This window comes from Dolichospermum sp. UHCC 0406 (assembly GCF_009712025.1).
GTDB lineage: Bacteria > Cyanobacteriota > Cyanobacteriia > Cyanobacteriales > Nostocaceae > Dolichospermum > Dolichospermum lemmermannii.
The window spans coordinates 1-16,039 of sequence record NZ_VILA01000005.1 but is presented as its reverse complement, the minus strand read 5'-3'; the positions used below and the strand labels follow the sequence as shown (position 1 = coordinate 16,039).

Sequence of the window (16,039 nt, the reverse complement as noted above, 5' to 3'; positions counted from 1 at the left end):
TGACTAATGACTAAATTAATTGTAATTTGTGGGGCAACAGCGACGGGTAAATCTGGTTTGGCTTTGAGTTTAGCGAGGAGATTAAATACTGTAATTCTTAGTGCGGATTCTCGTCAAGTGTATCGTGAGTTTGATATTGGTACAGCTAAACCAAATGTGATTGAACAAAAATCAGTTCCCCATTATTTGATAGATATCTGTGAACCAACTGAAATAATGACATTAGCAGATTATCAGGAACAAGCACAAGCTTTAATTGCTAGTTTGGGAGTTGAAACACTGTTGTTAGTTGGAGGGACTGGTTTATATATTCGTTCCATTGTGCAAGGAATGAAGATTCCCCGAGTTGCACCACAGCCAGAATTGCGATCGCAATTAGAATCTCTTGGGCAAATTCAACTTTACCAGATATTGCGACAAGTTGATGCGATCGCTGCTCAAAAAATTCATGCTAACGATTTGGTGCGAACTTTAAGAGCTTTGGAGGTTTACTATACAACTGGTATTCCCATTTCTGAACAACAAGGAGAAAATCCTCCGAATTATCCAATTTTACAAATTTGTTTAGATTCTGATGCCGAACATTTAGATGTGAGAATTCGCAACCGCACTGAACAAATGATAGCTGATGGTTTAGTTGGTGAAGTTGAATATCTTTGTCAAAAATATGGTACTGATTTATCTTTATTAAATACATTAGGATATCAAGAAATCAAGCAATATTTAACTGGTGAACTTGCTTTAGATGAAGCTAAAGAATTAATTGTTTTACATACCAGACAATTCGCCAAACGTCAACGAACTTGGTTTAGACAATCTCCTGATCTTGAATATGTTGACATGAATAATCCTGATTTATTAGAAAGTGTTTGGCAAAGAATTAATCAATTTGTCTGATAGCGTAGCGTGGCGTTAGCCATATCAGGATATCCAGAATTTAAGGATTTTCAGGATGTTATTCTTTATTTTTTTGTTGATATCAGGATTTTGATAATTTAGGTATTTAGGGATTTACAAGATATTATTTTTCTTAATTTGTTATTCTTAATATCTTACTATTCTTGAATAAGATACCAATAACAATCCTGTAAATCCTTAAATCCTGGATATCCTGATATGGCTAACGCCACGCTACGCTATCAGACAAAAATTCTGTAAATTTTTGAAAAACCGCACTCTAAATAAATAAACTAGGAGACACTTTAAAATATTCTCCCAAGGCTTTAGCTTGTGCTTTACTAATTGAACGTTTACCGTTGACAACCTCTGAAACTACACCGCTGCTAGAACCAAGAATACGTACTAAGTCAGCTTGACGAATTCCGCTAGATTCCATGATATGTAGCAATATATCATGAGGTGTAGATTCATCCATTGGATAATTTTCTTCCTCATAATCTTCAATTAGTTTGACTAGCAATTTATCTAAAACTCGCTCCTCTGGAGTAAGATTCTTTTTAAAAGTTAGAAATTCTGCAACTTTTAAAAGCCGTTCATACTCTGCTTCAGTTTCAATTACTTGAGGAGCTATTTCAGCTAATAATTGACTATAAGTTTTATCGTCAAAAGTAATAGTCATTTTTCCATTTATCTTTATTGTATTCGGCGTGAGTCAACAAGTATTTGTAGTGAACCTTTTTTGTTTCATAATTAATCCCGACAATTAAACGATAATCATTACCTTTAATATTAAAAACAGTGAAATTACCAACAGCTTCAGCATCTCGGTAATTCTTGCGGACATCTTCTAAATTTTGCCATTCTGCTTTTTTAACAGTTGCATACCAACTCTCAATTTGTTTTTTGATATCAGGGTACTTTGCTGCTTCTTCGCGGAGGTTGCGAATTGAAATTAAGTGCATAATATATTTGGGGTTTGAAATAATATTGATTGGTGTACATAGCTTGACTCCTTGTTTGTGCTTGTGTATTCTTGTGTTTGTGCTTGTGTATTCTTGTGTTTGTGCTTGCCACCTGCCCTATTCTCTCAAAATGAGAGTAAATTGTCAAGTCCTAATTAGGACTTATACAAAATTTCTCTGTAATTAAAAACTCCACAAAGATGAAAAATCCTTGAGGAGCTTGAGAGAGTATTAACAGCTTTTACCGAGCCATAAAGAATTAAGCCATAACACACCAAATAGTAAATTTACTAATTATCTGGAAGTTGCTTTTTCAACGCATCTAATAAAGCCCAACGGCTATCCGTAGGTGGTTCAGAAACAGCAGTATTTAAAATACCCGGACAATTAACATTGCATAATTGACGCTGAGGTAATGCTAAACACATCTGCTGATAGAGCCATTCACTGGGATCAAAATGACCATCAGGTGCTAAAGTTTCCAGTAAATCCTCTACAGCGACTTCCATTTCTAAAGGCAAATCTTCCGTTTGATTAGCGGTTTCGTCTAACCAAATAACTTCCTGAGTATTCAGAACCAAACGATGGTTATACTGCTGCAAACAGCGGTTGCAAGTACAGGTAACAATTGTTTCTGCCTGAGATGAAACTTCTAAATAATTACCCTGATGTTTAACCTGGATAACTCCGCGAACTGGTGTCAACGTTTCTAGTCCAGGCAGAAACTCTTGAACTTGAATTTCCTCTGTCCGCTCCGGGGCTTTAGTTAGCTGCGGAATAAAAATAGCGTCCATAGGATTTGTGAAATACCCTTAAAATTGAGCATGGGTAGTTGGTAATTGGTAATGGGTAACTGGTAATATTCTTGTCTGTTCCCTGTTCCCTATTACCTAATTATGGTGTAACTGCTTGACGAACAACTAAATAACGATAAGGTTCTTTACCACGACTGAAGGTTTCTAAATCAGAAAATTCCTGCAATAACGTGTGGATTTGGCGACGTTCTGAAGAACTGAGAGATTGAAGTTCTACCTCTCTGCCCGAAAACCGGACTTCTGCGGCAGCAGTTTCGGCTAAAGTGCGGATTTCAGATTCTCGTCTCACCCGATAACCACTTAATTCAACCGTGTAAGCCGTTTGATTGTCTTCTGGTTGGTTTAAGTTGAGAACGGAATTTGCTAGATACTGAATTCCGTCTAGCACCGAACCACCAGCACCAATTAAAATCCTAATTTGTTCTGATGTTAAATTAGTTTGATCTATTGTCAACCAGTAGCTTGCTCCTGCTGGGACATCTTGCTCAGAAGATGGGGTAGTTTCTAAATTAGCCCGTACTTGGGTAGATACACCAGTCAGAAGTAGCAAATTCTGTAACCATTGTTCACTACTTTGCATAGAAATGTCGCTCATAATCAACCATTAGCCTTTTTCTTAGAACTTTTGGGTTCAAATGGCAACGCTTTTACTTCGATAGTTTGGGCTTCTTTCTCTTGTAAATCTACGATTTTTTGAATTTCTTCTGGTAGAGGTTCACGGGAGAGAATATAGGTTTGGACGGTTTGGAAAACGTTACCAATTACCATATACATGAGAACTCCAGCCGGTAGAGGAAAGAATAAAAACATCCCAGAAAACAGCACAGGGGTAATTTTATTTACTGTATCTTGCTGAGGGTTGCCACCGCTGGAATTTTGTCCAGACAGCATTTGGCTCACATAAAGGCTGATACCAAAGAAGACAATCATCCCCACAATATCCCAGTGGACTGTGTTATCGGCATCAATAGCTCCGACTCGACCCAAAGCATCAATAAAGAGAAATCCTTTCTCTGCGGCTAGTCCGGGAATTGTGCCTTGAATGGTCACGTCTCCGGGTTCTAGAGCCTCTATATTGCCTTGGGCATCAATTTTGACCCTCTCTTCCCCTTTCATGATTTTCCATTGAGGAGTTAACTTAGCTTCTGGGTGTTCTACTAAGAGGGAATCAAATGATTTACCTTCTACGGTTTGATATTGAATCTTAGTTTTTTCTCCCACTGTTAACTTATTACCGCCTGGTAAGATGGCAGAAATGGGAGTATGTTCTCCATCAGCAATATAAATATTTTGCGGAGAAGTGGCAAAGGCTTGGGGTTGAATGCGCTCAATTTGTTCTTGAGGGAAGATTTGCAGATTAACGGAATAGTTAACGCCGGAAAAAGGCGACCCCCGCAAAGTGGCAAACAGTGCTAGTAATACTGGCATCTGCAAAAGTAGAGGGAGACATCCTGCTAAGGGATTACCAAATTCATTTTGGACCTTGAGCATTTCCTCTTGTTGCTTTTGCTGATCGTCTTTATAGCGTTCTTTGATTTCTGCCATGCGCTTTTGCATCAGCGGTTGCACGACTTTCATCCGTCGCATACTACGGATAGAACCGGCACTCAGGGGATAGAGTGCAAAGCGGATAATCAATGTTAAGGCTACTATCGCCAACCCATAGCTAGGGACAAAACCATAGAAAAGGTCTATGATTGGCAACATCACGTTGTTCGAGAGAAACCCGATACCAAAATCCATTATTCTGAATTCAACCTGCGGTACTTTGACACTCCCACCCCGGTGAGGAATGGGATGCTTAGTTGAGCCTATCCTCTGACTAGAGGGGGTTCTCTCCCAAGCTTTTGCTCTATATTGTAGAGGTTTTTGTTAAGCATTGCTGTGACTATCCACAAGCTACGCCAGCGAGGGAAGCTACGGATAGCCGCACATTATCTAAAAATCTGAATGTTGCCGCTCTGGACAAATGACTTATTTAGAACTGCTATATTGGGGATTTTTAGCAGCAACTTTTTCGTTAATGTAGTCATAGACTCCCCGAAAATTGGGAACAGCCCGCATTTCGATGAGAGTACCATTTTTGAGAGTGATTGCCATATCTCCCCATAGGCCGATGGCACGGGGAACTTTGACAACTTTTACCACTTCTGAATAAATTACATCAAAGCGATCGCGTCCCATCCAACCGCCAGTTACACATATCCTTCGATCTGTGATCCGGAAGCGCAGCCATATAGCCCTGACTATTGCCCCCACAGCTAAGGGGATACCCACCACTGTCAGTCCAATCAGCAGATTGAGAATTAAATCCCCAATGTGGGGACCACCCTCATAAAAAACTTCTTCACGAATGCCCATTTAATACCTCAGTTTGTGCCAACAACTGCTCTAATTCTTGCAGAAATTTCTGAGTTTCGCACTCAGATTCTGTTGTTGTTGGTTTCACAATTAATACTAGCCGCCATCCTGGGACTAATTTAGGTAGCAATTGATGTAATGCTGCTGTCATTTGTCTTTTGATTTTGTTACGAACAACGGCGCGTTTACTGACCTTTGTACTAATGGCGATACCAATTTTTGTGGCAGGGGGGGCAGTATCCAAAGAAGGTTCTGTCAAAAGAGTAGGTTTTAAAGCTCTCAAAGTGAAATGAGAACTATGTCGCCGAATTCCTTCCCGGAAAACTGCCTGAAAATCCTGACGGGATTTGAGACGATATGCTTTGGGCAAAGCCACAACAGTTCTTAATTGCTGAATTTTACCCTACACGCTCAAACGATGCCGTCCTTTTTTTCTTCTAGCACTAATCACGTTTCTGCCGTCTGGTGTCCGCATTCTGGCGCGAAATCCAGATGTTCTTTTTCTCTTACGGCAAGTGCCGCCCAGGGTTCTTTGCATACTGTTCTCCTTTTAGGCGATTTTCATAAAAAGTCACAATCTGATATTTTACCACTTTACAGGCAACAAAAACATATTTCTGGATGGAGTTGTCAGTTGTTCGTTGTCAGTAGGGGCGAAGCATTTGGAAGATAAATTATCGGTCATTGCCAAAAATAGTTCTCCAAATGCTTCGCCCGTACAGTTGTCCGTTGTCCGTTGTTCGTTGTCAGTTGTTCGTTGTCCGTTGTCCGTTGTCAGTAGGGGCGAAGCATTTGGAAGATAAATTATCGGTCATTGCCAAAAATAGTTCTCCAAATGCTTCGCCCGTACAGTTGTCAGTTGTCAGTTGTTCGTTGTCCGTTGTCCGTTGTCCGTTGTCAGTAGGGGCGAAGCATTTGGAAGATAAATTATCGGTCATTGCCAAAAATAGTTCTCCAAATGCTTCGCCCGTACAGTTGTCCGTTGTCCGTTGTTCGTTGTCAGTTGTCAGTTGTTCGTTGTCCGTTGTCAGTAGGGGCGAAGCATTTGGAAGATAAATTATCGGTCATTGCCAAAAATAGTTCTCCAAATGCTTCGCCCGTACAGTTGTCCGTTGTCCGTTGTTCGTTGTCAGTTGTCAGTTGTTCGTTGTCCGTTGTCAGTTCCCTTTTTAAGTAATACTGATAATCCATGAGCCGAGGTAACGCAATAATGGCACATCTCCAGGGGAAAGCACTTGACAATTAAAATAGAAAACTCCCCCAAAAGACGGATTTTGAACGTTAGATAAGACTACCTCTACTTTTTGACCGGCTGGAACTGGTTCTTCGGGAAATATTTGAATCGCTCGGCCTTCCTTATCCCATTTCACTTCAGACAGGGGGACTTTTTTGCCTTTAACTAAGACTTCAACACTTTTGGTATCAAAACTTCCCTTGTAATAATCAGGATAGGTAATGGCAAATTGAGCTACTGCCAATTTCATTTTTTTGGCAGGAACTCTTAGTATATAACGATCAGTGCTATTGGTTTGTCCGCCAAAATCCAAGCGGTAAGGCAGTTGATTATCAGCTTTGACACCGCTAAAAAGTGTCAAACCAGGTAAGCTTTGCGCCCAAGTTGTAGCGGAAAAACTTGTTAATAAACAGCTAGTAACAGCTAAGGCAGAAAGTAAGCGTTTCATAAATTAGGTTTCCGCTAGTGGATAGTTTTTAACTAAGCGTTAGTATTTGTAACTAAACTTTACTACTATATGCTTGACAATAGACGTTAGTTAAAGGTAAAAGTGCCATTCTTGTGAAAAGTTCCATCTATAAAGCAAAATTACTGTTATTTAGCATTTAGTGTAAACATTCTTAATTTTATTATCTAAAAGAATAATTTTTGTTGCTAATTATGAATATTCAGATATATCGCAAATGATTAAAAATTCCATAATGAATCAAAAAAAGAGTGCGAATTTTCCAAAATATAAAATAATCTAAAGAACAATATCCAAAATGTAGAAATCGGCAGAGGATGTGCGATAACTAATTCTACTTATAGCTGTTTTGTGAGGATGATATCTGCATACTGTCAAGTTGAAGTTGTGACTAGAGAACGAAGATAGCAAAAACAAAATTTGGAAATTCTATCTACAAAGGTAATTCATGGTTAATCATCCCATCAGCTTAATGATACTAATTTGACATAAGAAGTATTAAAAGTTAACGGGTGATGTTAAGTATTTATATCCAGGAGATTGCATGAAAATAGCAGTTGCGAAAGAAATAGAAGTTTGTGAACGGCGTGTAGCTTTAATTCCTGACACCGTGGGAAAATTAGTCAAACAAGGTTTAGAAGTTTGGGTAGAAACAGGTGCGGGAGAAAAAGCATTTTTCAGTGATGCTGACTATGAAGCAGCAGGAGCAAAAATTAGTCATGATTCTGCCCAATTATGGAGTGAAGCAGATATTTTACTCAAAGTTAGCCCACCGCAAACCAGAGAAGACGGCCGAACAGAAATTGAATTACTTAAATCTGGCTCTGTATTAATTAGCTTCCTTAATCCCCTGGGAAATCCCGTAATTGCTCAACAATTAGCAAATCGGCAAATTACCGCTTTGAGCATGGAATTAATCCCCCGTACCACCAGGGCGCAAAGCATGGATGCCTTGTCTTCCCAGGCTTCACTGGCGGGCTATAAAGCCGTATTGATTGCGGCGGCGGCATTACCGAAATACTTCCCCATGTTAACCACCGCTGCGGGGACAATTGCTCCCGCCAAAGTATTTATTATGGGTGCAGGTGTGGCAGGATTGCAAGCCATAGCGACGGCCAGAAGGCTAGGAGCAGTAGTAGAAGCCTTTGATATCCGCCCAGCCGTTAAAGAAGAAGTGCAAAGCTTAGGGGCGAAATTCGTCGAAGTCAAACTCGAAGAAGAAACCGTAGCAGCCGGTGGTTACGCCAAAGAAATTTCAGAAGATAGTAAAAAGCGTACCCAAGAACTAGTAGCCAGCCACGTCAAAAACTCCGATATTGTCATTACCACCGCCCAAGTACCAGGGAGACAAGCCCCCAGACTGGTGACAGAAGAAATGGTGGCACAAATGAAACCCGGTTCAGTAATTGTGGATTTAGCCGCAGAACAAGGTGGAAACTGCGCTTGTACAGAAGCGGGTAAAGATATTATTTGGAACGGGGTAACAATTATCGGACCAATTAATTTACCCTCATCCATGCCAGTACACGCCAGTCAACTGTACGCAAAGAACGTTACCTCATTAATGCAATTGTTAATTAAAGACAAAGCCTTAGAAATCAACTTTGGTGACGATATCGTTGACGCAGCTTGTGTTACTCATGGTGGAGAAATTAGAAACCAACGAGTAAAAGACGCTTTGCAAGCGGTAGCGGTTTAGTTGATACAAACAAAGCCCAGGCGAATATAATTCGCGGCTACACAGGCAAAGTCCGCCTGCGCGGACTAATTACGGAATAACGAACCACAGAGGCACAGAGTTCACAGAGAAATGAGTGTTTGAGGGATATTTTCCATGATTGTTGTAAATCTTCTCTTTGCGTCTTTGCTCCTTTGTATCTTTGCGCGAAACCTCTTAAATCCAAAATTAACATGACACAAGCATTACTTCCGGCTTTATTTGTACTCGTCCTAGCCTCTTTTATTGGCTTTGAAGTGATTAACAAAATTCCCCCCACGTTACACACTCCGTTAATGTCCGGTTCAAACGCCATTTCCGGGATTTCGGTAATTGGTGCAATTCTGGCTGCGGGGGAGAAAAACACGAATTTATCGGTAATTCTCGGTTTAATTGCCGTAATTTTGGCAATGGTGAATGTTGTCGGTGGTTTTTTAGTCACTGACAGAATGCTGCAAATGTTTAAAAAAAAGGAAGTTAAAGCATGAGCGACTTTTTACCAACTGGGATTCAGCTAACTTATTTAGTCGCTGCGTCATTATTTATCTTAGGTTTGAAAAAGCTGGGTTCTCCCGCTAGTGCTAGAAATGGTAATCTTGTCGCTGCGGTGGGAATGCTATTAGCTATTGTCGCTACAATGCTAGATCAGCACGTATTAAATTACGAGATGATTTTGATAGGTTTGGCTATTGGTTCGGTAATTGGCGCTGTTATCGCTTACAAAGTGCAAATGACGGAAATGCCCCAAATGGTGGGTTTACTAAATGGGTTAGGTGGAGCATCTTCCGCATTAATTGCTGTTGCTGAATTTTGGCGGTTATTAGATAGTTCACAGCCTATCCCCCTCGATGTCAACATTTCCATGTTATTGGATGTGTTAATTGGTGGCGTGACTTTAACAGGTAGTTTTCTCGCTTTTGCCAAATTGCAAGGTTTAATTAGCGGTACACCGATTACCTTTCCTTTGCAACAACCTTTTAACCTCTTGCTTTTGGGTTCTTATTTAGCTGGAAGTGCCTATTTAATCAGGACACCAGATAGCCTCCCCGTATTTTTAGCAGTGGTGGCTGTTTCCTTGGTGTTGGGTGTGATGTTCGTCCTCCCCATTGGTGGAGGTGATATGCCGGTTGTTATCTCCCTGTTAAACTCCCTCTCCGGTGTGGCTGCGGCTGCGGCTGGGTTTGTGGTGATGAACAATATGTTAATCATCGCCGGTGCTTTGGTGGGGGCTTCTGGTCTTATCCTGACGGAAATTATGTGTAAGGCTATGAACCGTTCTTTGTTCAGTGTCTTATTTAGTGCTTTTGGTTCTGTCTCTACTTCTAGTGGTGGTGCGGCTGCTGGTGCTAGTGATCAACCTGTTCGCAGTATTGATGCGGAAGAAGGGGCGATGATGTTGGGTTATGCCCGTTCTGTGGTGATTGTGCCAGGATACGGTATGGCGGTTGCTCAAGCCCAGCATAGCGTCCGAGAGTTGGCAGATCAATTAGAGCGCATGGGTGTGGATGTGAAATATGCGATACATCCGGTGGCGGGGAGAATGCCGGGACACATGAATGTATTATTGGCGGAAGCTAATGTGGCCTATACGCAGTTGTATGATATGGAGGATATTAATCCCCAGTTTGAACAGGCTGATGTGGCGTTGGTGATTGGTGCTAATGATGTGGTCAATCCGGCGGCGCGTAGTGATAAGAATAGTCCTATTTATGGGATGCCGATTTTGGAGGTTGATCGCGCAAAGCAAACTATTGTGATTAAGCGCGGTATGAGTGCTGGTTTTGCTGGTGTTGATAATGAGTTGTTTTATAAGGCTAAAACGACGATGTTGTTTGGTAGCGCTAAGGATATGGTGGCTAAGTTGGTTAGTGAGGTGAAGCAACTTTAGGTTAATTTTAGGGGTGTAGTTTGTTGCTATACCCCTTTTTTTCTCTCGCAGAGACGCAGATGCGCGAAGAGGTTTGTTTCGCGCAAAGTCGCTAAGGAGCAAAGGCGCAAAGAAAAGAGAGAGTTAAGAGAGTTGACTATTTTTAGGGCAAGTTTTTTATACGCTATCCCGGAATATTAAGTAATATTTGCCAGATTTTGCAATAATAAAAATTATAAGGTTACACCTACCCTTTAATTAATTTTCAGGAATTTGGAATTTGGCTTTATGGATGAAGTTATAAGAAAAGTAGCTGCTTTAGGATTACCCGCAGTAATATTTACAGTTGTCATGGCTACTACAGGGTTAACTGGTGCAGCGGCCATCACAACAGCTTTAGCAATTCTTGGTGGACCGGCTGGTATGCTTGGAGGGATTCTTGCATTAGGAACATCTGGAATACTTGCGGATTATCTGGCCAAATTTGGCATTGAAATTGCTTTGATGCGTATATATGAAATTCGCAGTGAAAAGGAAAATGTCGAAAACCTTTGTCAGGAAATTGATAATCTGCCATATATTAGCAATGAGTTAAAATCAAAGGTAAAAACATTTATTGATAAACAGATTATCTTTGTTTTAGTAGGTCGCACGGGAGTAGGAAAGTCTAGCACTGTCAATTCTTTATTAGATTGTGAAATTGCTAAAACTGGCAAATATGAACCCACTACAAATTCGGTAGACACTTATGAACATCAATTAAATGGCGTAAATTGCATCATAGTAGATACTCCTGGTCTTCGTGATGATGAAGAAGCTGGTAATGACCAAAAATACTTGAAGGAAATGAAACCAAAAATCCAAAAAATGGTTTCAATGTGGTTTGTCAGTAGGCTAGATGATACTAGAGTGACAAGTGATGAAAAACAAGTTATTAAAGGTCTTTCAAAAGCATTTGGTAAGAAAGTTTGGGAATGCTCCGTAATTGTTTTTACATTTGCTAATTCTGTTACTGCCTCAGAATATGAGGAAACTTTCAAGATAAGAACAGAATTAATACGCAAAGAAATAGCTAAGTATGTAGGAGAAGATACAGCTAATCAAATTCCATCTATAGCCGTAGATAACCTAAGTGAAACAACACCAGATGGCAAAAAATGGCTGGGAGAATTTTTTACAAGAGTTTTTGTCAGAGCATCTGAATCCGGTTCTTTAGCATTTGCAGCAGCTATGAAAGATAGTGTATCTTCATCATCGGGTAAACCACGAATTGAACTAGATGAAAATCAAAAAGAAGAGGTTAAAAATAAGATTAATAAAGGTCTTATTGGAGGGCTTGCGTCTGGTGGAACAGCGGTAGGTTTATTTCTTGGTCCTGGTGGTGCAATAGTTGGAGGTTTACTGGGTACTGTAGTAGGTTTGTGGTTAGAGTTAGATCGTAGAAATGCGTAATTTTTTAATTGTTGGACGTACTGGAGTTGGTAAATCAAGCTTTATTAACTCAATTTTAGGCAAACCTGTTGCGGAAACGTCAAAATACGAAGCTTGTACCAAAATAATCAGGTATTATGATCATACTAGCCATTTAGGTGATATTTGCCTGATTGACACACCAGGACTAGCAGAAGATGATCTAGAGTGCGACAAACAATATTTAGATTTGATAATCAATAATGTTGATTTAAAAACAATCAACACATTAATTTATGTTTCTCGCTTAGATGAAACAAGATTCCGTCCAGAAGAAAAAACGACAATAAGCTTGTTGACAGAAAAATTAGGAGCGTTTATTTGGAATAATGCTTGGCTAGTTTTCACATTTGCAGGATCAGTTCCTAATGAAAACCGTGATATAGTTTCAAAAAATAGGAAATTACAAATTGAAGAGTTTGTCAAAGCTATTACATTGGAATATAATCTAAATCCTTCATTTCAAGGATTTCAGGTGAAGTTAAGAGTTGATAATAGTTCAAAAAACTGGGCTTCAAAAAGTATTCCTATAATGTCTATTTTAGCTGAAAATAATATTAAAGATTGATATTTTTACCAGGAAACCTTGGAATTTCATACGGAGAAACAATTACAATTTCAGTAAATCGTTTAAAATCTTCAACATTAAATGTTAATAAATGTGTAATATTGTGAGTTAACATAGCTGCTACTAAACGTGTATCATGTACCTGTTTTCCCATAACTTGGTATTTAATAACTAGAGATTCCCATTCTGTAAAAATTTGATGTGTGTCACGATATACCAAAAATATATTTTTGATATTTTCAGTTTCTTCTACTATTTGATTAATAGATAAACCTAAACCGTTTTTATCAATAGGTCGTGTAGCAACAGCCCAAAACTCGATCAGATTTTGTGGAGTAATAGATAAGAATTTACCTTGTCTTTTGAGCATAAAAATTGCATTTGTAGTGTCAAGGTGCATTGGACTGTTCTTTTGTACTAAGCGCAGCAAAATATTGGTATCTACTAAATAATATTTCATAACATTTCATCTTCTCTAGTATAAATACTATCCCGACTAATAGCTACATCTGAAAGTGGTGGTGCTAAAGCAAAAGCAGGACTATTGATTAAATTCATTAGTGCTGTTTCCCAATCTTCCTCAGTTGTTACTTGAGAAAAAGATTTTTCCTCTTGATTTTTTAAACTATCTTCAATCAAAGATTCAAGATAAGATTCAATTGATAAACCTTGTTTAGTAGCTTGGGTAATCAGACGAGCTTCTATTTCTGGTTTCAATTGTAGCTGTATAGTTTTATATTGTTTCACATTCTTAGATTCTAGTTAATTAATATCAAGTAAAACTTATGATTAACTTGATCTATTAAAAGTATATCAGATTTAAACACCGAAGGTATCGCTGTTTGGGGAGTTGAGGGGTGTGATCGCTGTTTGGGAGTTGAGGGGGTGCGATCGCTTTTGGGAAGTTGGAGGGATGCGATAGCGAAGCGCTGCTGCAAGCAGTTCGCTTTTGGGAAGTTGGAGGGATGCGATCGCTCTTCTCTTCTTCCTTCGTGTTCTTCGTGTCTTCGTGGTTCGTTAAAAAAGGATGTTGGGGAGTTGAAGGAGTGCGATCTCTCTTTCTCTGTGTCCTCTGCGTCTCTGCGGTTCGTTAAAAAAGATGTTTGGGAGTTTGAGGGAGAGCGATAGCGAAGCGCTGCTGCAAGCAGTTCGCTGTTTGGGAAGTTGGAGGGGTGCGATATTAGTATTTTACTAATTGCTTTTATCCTCAGTCATTACAACACTTTTAATCTTGCTGAGGATAGGGAATTATCACAGATAATATACTAATGACTTCAGTAACAAATTCAACTGAAACTTTTTCAATAAATTCAGCTTTTCTTGCTTTCCAATCAATGCTTTTAAGATGATCTGCTAAAACAACACCTGTAGTATTTATACCGCTAGGTATAGGAACTTCAAAAGGATAACCTTTTGTACTGTTAGTTATTGGGCAGACTAGAGCAAGACCTAAGTCATTATATATCATAGGAGAAATAATTAAAGCGGGGCGATGACCAGCTTGTTCACGCCCCTCTTGAGGGCTGAAATTTAGCCATACAATGTCGCCGCGCTCCGGCACATATACCTTACTACCAAACTTCGTTACCAATTGCTTCACCCCAGTCACTTTCACCATGAGAATTTAGAGGAGTTATTTTTACTAAGAACTCTTCCAAATTATACCTCTTACATGGTGTTTTTTTCTGCTGGCTAGGATTATTTTCAGAGGTATTAGAAACTATTTGCTCATATTTATCTATTAACTGAGGTAACCGTACACCAACATCAGAATCACTCAATACATTGAGAAGATAACTCTTGAATTGCAAAAACGAATCTTCGTGTTTTTTGCAAACAGCTTGAGAAATGCCAAGTTCAGATAAAGAATATTTTCCTTGAGCCAATAATTCTTGGATATAACCAAACAAAATCAAATCCTGAAGCTTCTCAGGAAGATAGTTCCAGTAATTCTCTACGATTCTGGAGTGAACATAATTAATTTCAGAAACTCTTTCGACAAACTTCTGAAAAGCCATGTCCAAGAATTTTTCTTCAAGCGCGTAACTACGCTTTAATTTATTTTCAGAATCAGGAGCAGGAATACGTTTAGTAAGCTCCTTGATTTGTGAACCTGTAATAACAAGCTGTTCTTGAAGCTCAAACAAAATTATAAATTCTTGAAGAGCCTCAGAGAGCTTATATTTTACCTGATCTATGTTTATGCCTTGACGTTGTGCAATATTTCCAAGAAATTCATAAAATTCAGCATTGGAAGAATCACAGGCTAAACACTGCTCTAAGAATAATTGAGCTTCTTCAAGCCGAAATTCTTCAAAATAACCAGGTTTGATAGCCTCTAGGATACCCATTTGCAACACCTAAGCTTATAAAGCGCATTATATTTTAACTCTACCTTAGCTTCTCTGACGAAAAATAACAAGACCTTTGACTATCAAGATTACTAAACTAACCAGTATAATTAATAACAGCAAGTAATAACACTAATTTTCTGAATGAGTTTGGCTTTATAGCTAACAAACTTCACCGATAGCATACTGTAATTTACTCTGTGAAGAAGTACAGTAAAAACGTAATTAGATGCGAGCAGTCTTTGCTGAAACGTAATTGTTTTGGTGATGAGTGCAATACACTGTGTCTCTTTGGTTCGTTAAAAAGAGAAGTTGAGGGAGTGCGATAGCGCAAGCGCTGACTTGTCAGTTCGCTGTTTGGGGAGTTGAAGGGATGCGATAGCGCAAGCGCTGACTTGTCAGTTCGCTGTTTGGGGAGTTGAAGGGATGCGATAGCGCAAGCGCTGACTTGTCAGTTCGCTGTTTGGGGAGTTGAAGGGATGCGATAGCGCAAGCGCTGACTTGTCAGTTCGCTGTTTGGGAGTTGAGGGGATGCGATAGCGCAAGCACTGACTTGTCAGTTCGCTGTTTGGGGAGGTTGATGGAGTGCGATAGCGAAATTAATCTAAATCTTCTTCAGTTAAACCAGCATCTTTCAAAATACTTTTCAGTGTACCCATAGGTAGATCACGATTTCCATGAACAGGTATAGAAAGAATCACACTCATACCTTCCTTAACATAGATATGATGACTACCTGTAATCCTTTTTAGATTCCATCCATAGCGTTCCACAATCTTACACAGAGATTTACCAGAAACGGATTTCATAAAGATAACTCAATTAATTGTTTTTCTGGTTCAATTTCTTCTTGCTGACTAGCAACTTCTAACCAACCTTGAACAGCATCTTTCAACATTTCTAATAAATGTTCATAACTTTCACCCCAGGTATGACACCCTGGTAAAGCTGGTACAGAACCACACCATACACCATCTTCTTCCCAAATAATTGCTTTTATTTTCATAGTCAATTCCTTGAACTAAGGATATTTTACCGCAGGGGGAGTCAGACGTATCAGTTTAATAAAGATGAATAATCGCTTTTGGGGAGTTGAGGGAGTGCGATAGCGAAGCGCTGACTTGTCAGTTCGCTCAACTTAAACCCCAAAACCCAAAACCACATCCAAAGCAGTACGAATTTCTTCCCAATATTCAACTTCTAACCCACATTCCGCACTTCAATTTGTAGTACACATACAAGTATGATAAGCAGCATAGCTGGTTAAACATAAATACGCAATTAAGACAGTAAAAATATAGACCTTAATTTTCATTTGACTACTAAAG

At 39.3% G+C, this 16,039-nt stretch carries 23 protein-coding genes; 8 read left to right on the top strand and 15 right to left on the bottom strand.

Annotated elements, in window-relative coordinates:
• Positions 1-6 precede the first annotated feature (6 nt).
• Entirely contained in the window at positions 7-897 is an 891-nt protein-coding gene (gene miaA, locus FJR09_RS05750) for a tRNA (adenosine(37)-N6)-dimethylallyltransferase MiaA (RefSeq protein ID WP_015081059.1), read from the top strand.
• Positions 898-1,177: 280 nt separating this feature from the next.
• Here the strand turns inward: miaA and FJR09_RS05745 are convergent, their stop codons facing one another.
• From FJR09_RS05745 to rpmH, 8 genes are all read right to left on the bottom strand, one after another.
• Entirely contained in the window at positions 1,178-1,579 is a 402-nt protein-coding gene (locus FJR09_RS05745) for a type II toxin-antitoxin system HigA family antitoxin (RefSeq protein ID WP_015081060.1), read from the bottom strand.
• A complete protein-coding gene (locus FJR09_RS05740) occupies positions 1,563-1,862 on the bottom strand; it encodes a type II toxin-antitoxin system HigB family toxin (RefSeq protein ID WP_015081061.1) in 300 nt (99 codons plus the stop codon). The genes FJR09_RS05745 and FJR09_RS05740 overlap by 17 nt, the downstream gene beginning before the upstream one ends.
• Before the next feature lie 290 nt (positions 1,863-2,152).
• Positions 2,153-2,656, bottom strand: coding sequence for a DUF177 domain-containing protein (locus FJR09_RS05735; RefSeq protein WP_015081062.1), 504 nt, complete (start codon positions 2,654-2,656; stop codon positions 2,153-2,155).
• A 100-nt stretch (positions 2,657-2,756) separates the two neighbouring features.
• Positions 2,757-3,272 carry a R3H domain-containing nucleic acid-binding protein gene (locus FJR09_RS05730; RefSeq protein ID WP_015081063.1) on the bottom strand — a complete coding sequence of 172 codons (516 nt, stop codon included), beginning with the start codon at positions 3,270-3,272 and terminating at the stop codon, positions 2,757-2,759.
• A gap of 2 nt (positions 3,273-3,274) precedes the next feature.
• A complete protein-coding gene (gene yidC, locus FJR09_RS05725; protein ID WP_015081064.1) occupies positions 3,275-4,420 on the bottom strand; it encodes a membrane protein insertase YidC in 1,146 nt (381 codons plus the stop codon).
• 231 nt (positions 4,421-4,651) lie between these two features.
• On the bottom strand, positions 4,652-5,038 hold the full coding sequence (locus tag FJR09_RS05720; RefSeq protein ID WP_015081065.1) for a PH domain-containing protein: 387 nt from the start codon (positions 5,036-5,038) through the stop codon (positions 4,652-4,654).
• Positions 5,025-5,414, bottom strand: coding sequence for a ribonuclease P protein component (gene rnpA, locus FJR09_RS05715; protein ID WP_015081066.1), 390 nt, complete (start codon positions 5,412-5,414; stop codon positions 5,025-5,027). Before rnpA ends, FJR09_RS05720 begins: the two co-directional genes overlap by 14 nt.
• A 27-nt stretch (positions 5,415-5,441) precedes the next feature.
• The gene (gene rpmH, locus FJR09_RS05710) at positions 5,442-5,576 is read right to left on the bottom strand and encodes a 50S ribosomal protein L34 (protein ID WP_015081067.1); all 135 of its coding nucleotides are present in this window, start codon (positions 5,574-5,576) and stop codon (positions 5,442-5,444) included.
• Between the two features lie 167 nt (positions 5,577-5,743).
• On the opposite strand from rpmH, the gene FJR09_RS26105 reads away from it, so the two are divergent.
• Positions 5,744-6,094: a hypothetical protein gene (locus FJR09_RS26105; protein ID WP_371725127.1), complete on the top strand. Its 351-nt coding sequence runs from the start codon at positions 5,744-5,746 to the stop codon at positions 6,092-6,094.
• Positions 5,997-6,215, top strand: a complete 219-nt coding sequence (locus tag FJR09_RS05695; protein ID WP_168654034.1) for a hypothetical protein — start codon at positions 5,997-5,999, stop codon at positions 6,213-6,215. The genes FJR09_RS26105 and FJR09_RS05695 overlap by 98 nt, the downstream gene beginning before the upstream one ends.
• On the opposite strand, the gene FJR09_RS05690 is transcribed toward FJR09_RS05695, so the two are convergent.
• Positions 6,208-6,720, bottom strand: coding sequence for a DUF2808 domain-containing protein (locus FJR09_RS05690; RefSeq protein ID WP_015081068.1), 513 nt, complete (start codon positions 6,718-6,720; stop codon positions 6,208-6,210). The genes FJR09_RS05695 and FJR09_RS05690 overlap by 8 nt on opposite strands.
• A gap of 562 nt (positions 6,721-7,282) precedes the next feature.
• On the opposite strand from FJR09_RS05690, the gene FJR09_RS05685 reads away from it, so the two are divergent.
• The 5 genes from FJR09_RS05685 (at position 7,283) to FJR09_RS05665 (ending at position 12,360) form a co-directional block, all read left to right on the top strand.
• Positions 7,283-8,437 carry a Re/Si-specific NAD(P)(+) transhydrogenase subunit alpha gene (locus tag FJR09_RS05685; RefSeq protein WP_015081069.1) on the top strand — a complete coding sequence of 385 codons (1,155 nt, stop codon included), beginning with the start codon at positions 7,283-7,285 and terminating at the stop codon, positions 8,435-8,437.
• A 212-nt stretch (positions 8,438-8,649) separates the two neighbouring features.
• Complete coding sequence (locus FJR09_RS05680) at positions 8,650-8,943, top strand: NAD(P) transhydrogenase subunit alpha (RefSeq protein WP_015081070.1); 294 nt, start codon at positions 8,650-8,652, stop codon at positions 8,941-8,943.
• Positions 8,940-10,343 (top strand): NAD(P)(+) transhydrogenase (Re/Si-specific) subunit beta, encoded by a 1,404-nt coding sequence (locus tag FJR09_RS05675; RefSeq protein ID WP_168653501.1) that lies wholly within the window; start codon positions 8,940-8,942, stop codon positions 10,341-10,343. Before FJR09_RS05680 ends, FJR09_RS05675 begins: the two co-directional genes overlap by 4 nt.
• Before the next feature lie 252 nt (positions 10,344-10,595).
• On the top strand, positions 10,596-11,774 hold the full coding sequence (locus FJR09_RS05670) for a GTPase (RefSeq protein ID WP_174782915.1): 1,179 nt from the start codon (positions 10,596-10,598) through the stop codon (positions 11,772-11,774).
• Positions 11,767-12,360 (top strand): GTPase, encoded by a 594-nt coding sequence (locus FJR09_RS05665; protein ID WP_168653500.1) that lies wholly within the window; start codon positions 11,767-11,769, stop codon positions 12,358-12,360. Before FJR09_RS05670 ends, FJR09_RS05665 begins: the two co-directional genes overlap by 8 nt.
• Here FJR09_RS05665 and FJR09_RS05660 read toward each other — a convergent pair.
• The 6 genes from FJR09_RS05660 to FJR09_RS05635 all read right to left on the bottom strand — a co-directional run bounded on the left by FJR09_RS05660 (position 12,350) and on the right by FJR09_RS05635 (position 15,717).
• Positions 12,350-12,820, bottom strand: coding sequence for a PIN domain-containing protein (locus tag FJR09_RS05660; protein ID WP_168653499.1), 471 nt, complete (start codon positions 12,818-12,820; stop codon positions 12,350-12,352). The genes FJR09_RS05665 and FJR09_RS05660 overlap by 11 nt on opposite strands.
• Positions 12,817-13,107 (bottom strand): hypothetical protein, encoded by a 291-nt coding sequence (locus FJR09_RS05655; RefSeq protein WP_168653498.1) that lies wholly within the window; start codon positions 13,105-13,107, stop codon positions 12,817-12,819. Before FJR09_RS05655 ends, FJR09_RS05660 begins: the two co-directional genes overlap by 4 nt.
• 478 nt (positions 13,108-13,585) lie before the next feature.
• Complete coding sequence (mazF, locus tag FJR09_RS05650; RefSeq protein ID WP_051155201.1) at positions 13,586-13,978, bottom strand: endoribonuclease MazF; 393 nt, start codon at positions 13,976-13,978, stop codon at positions 13,586-13,588.
• A complete protein-coding gene (locus tag FJR09_RS05645; protein ID WP_015081076.1) occupies positions 13,932-14,711 on the bottom strand; it encodes a hypothetical protein in 780 nt (259 codons plus the stop codon). The genes mazF and FJR09_RS05645 overlap by 47 nt, the downstream gene beginning before the upstream one ends.
• A gap of 599 nt (positions 14,712-15,310) precedes the next feature.
• Complete coding sequence (locus FJR09_RS05640; RefSeq protein WP_015081077.1) at positions 15,311-15,520, bottom strand: type II toxin-antitoxin system HicA family toxin; 210 nt, start codon at positions 15,518-15,520, stop codon at positions 15,311-15,313.
• Entirely contained in the window at positions 15,517-15,717 is a 201-nt protein-coding gene (locus FJR09_RS05635; RefSeq protein WP_015081078.1) for a type II toxin-antitoxin system HicB family antitoxin, read from the bottom strand. Before FJR09_RS05635 ends, FJR09_RS05640 begins: the two co-directional genes overlap by 4 nt.
• Positions 15,718-16,039: the final 322 nt, after the last annotated feature.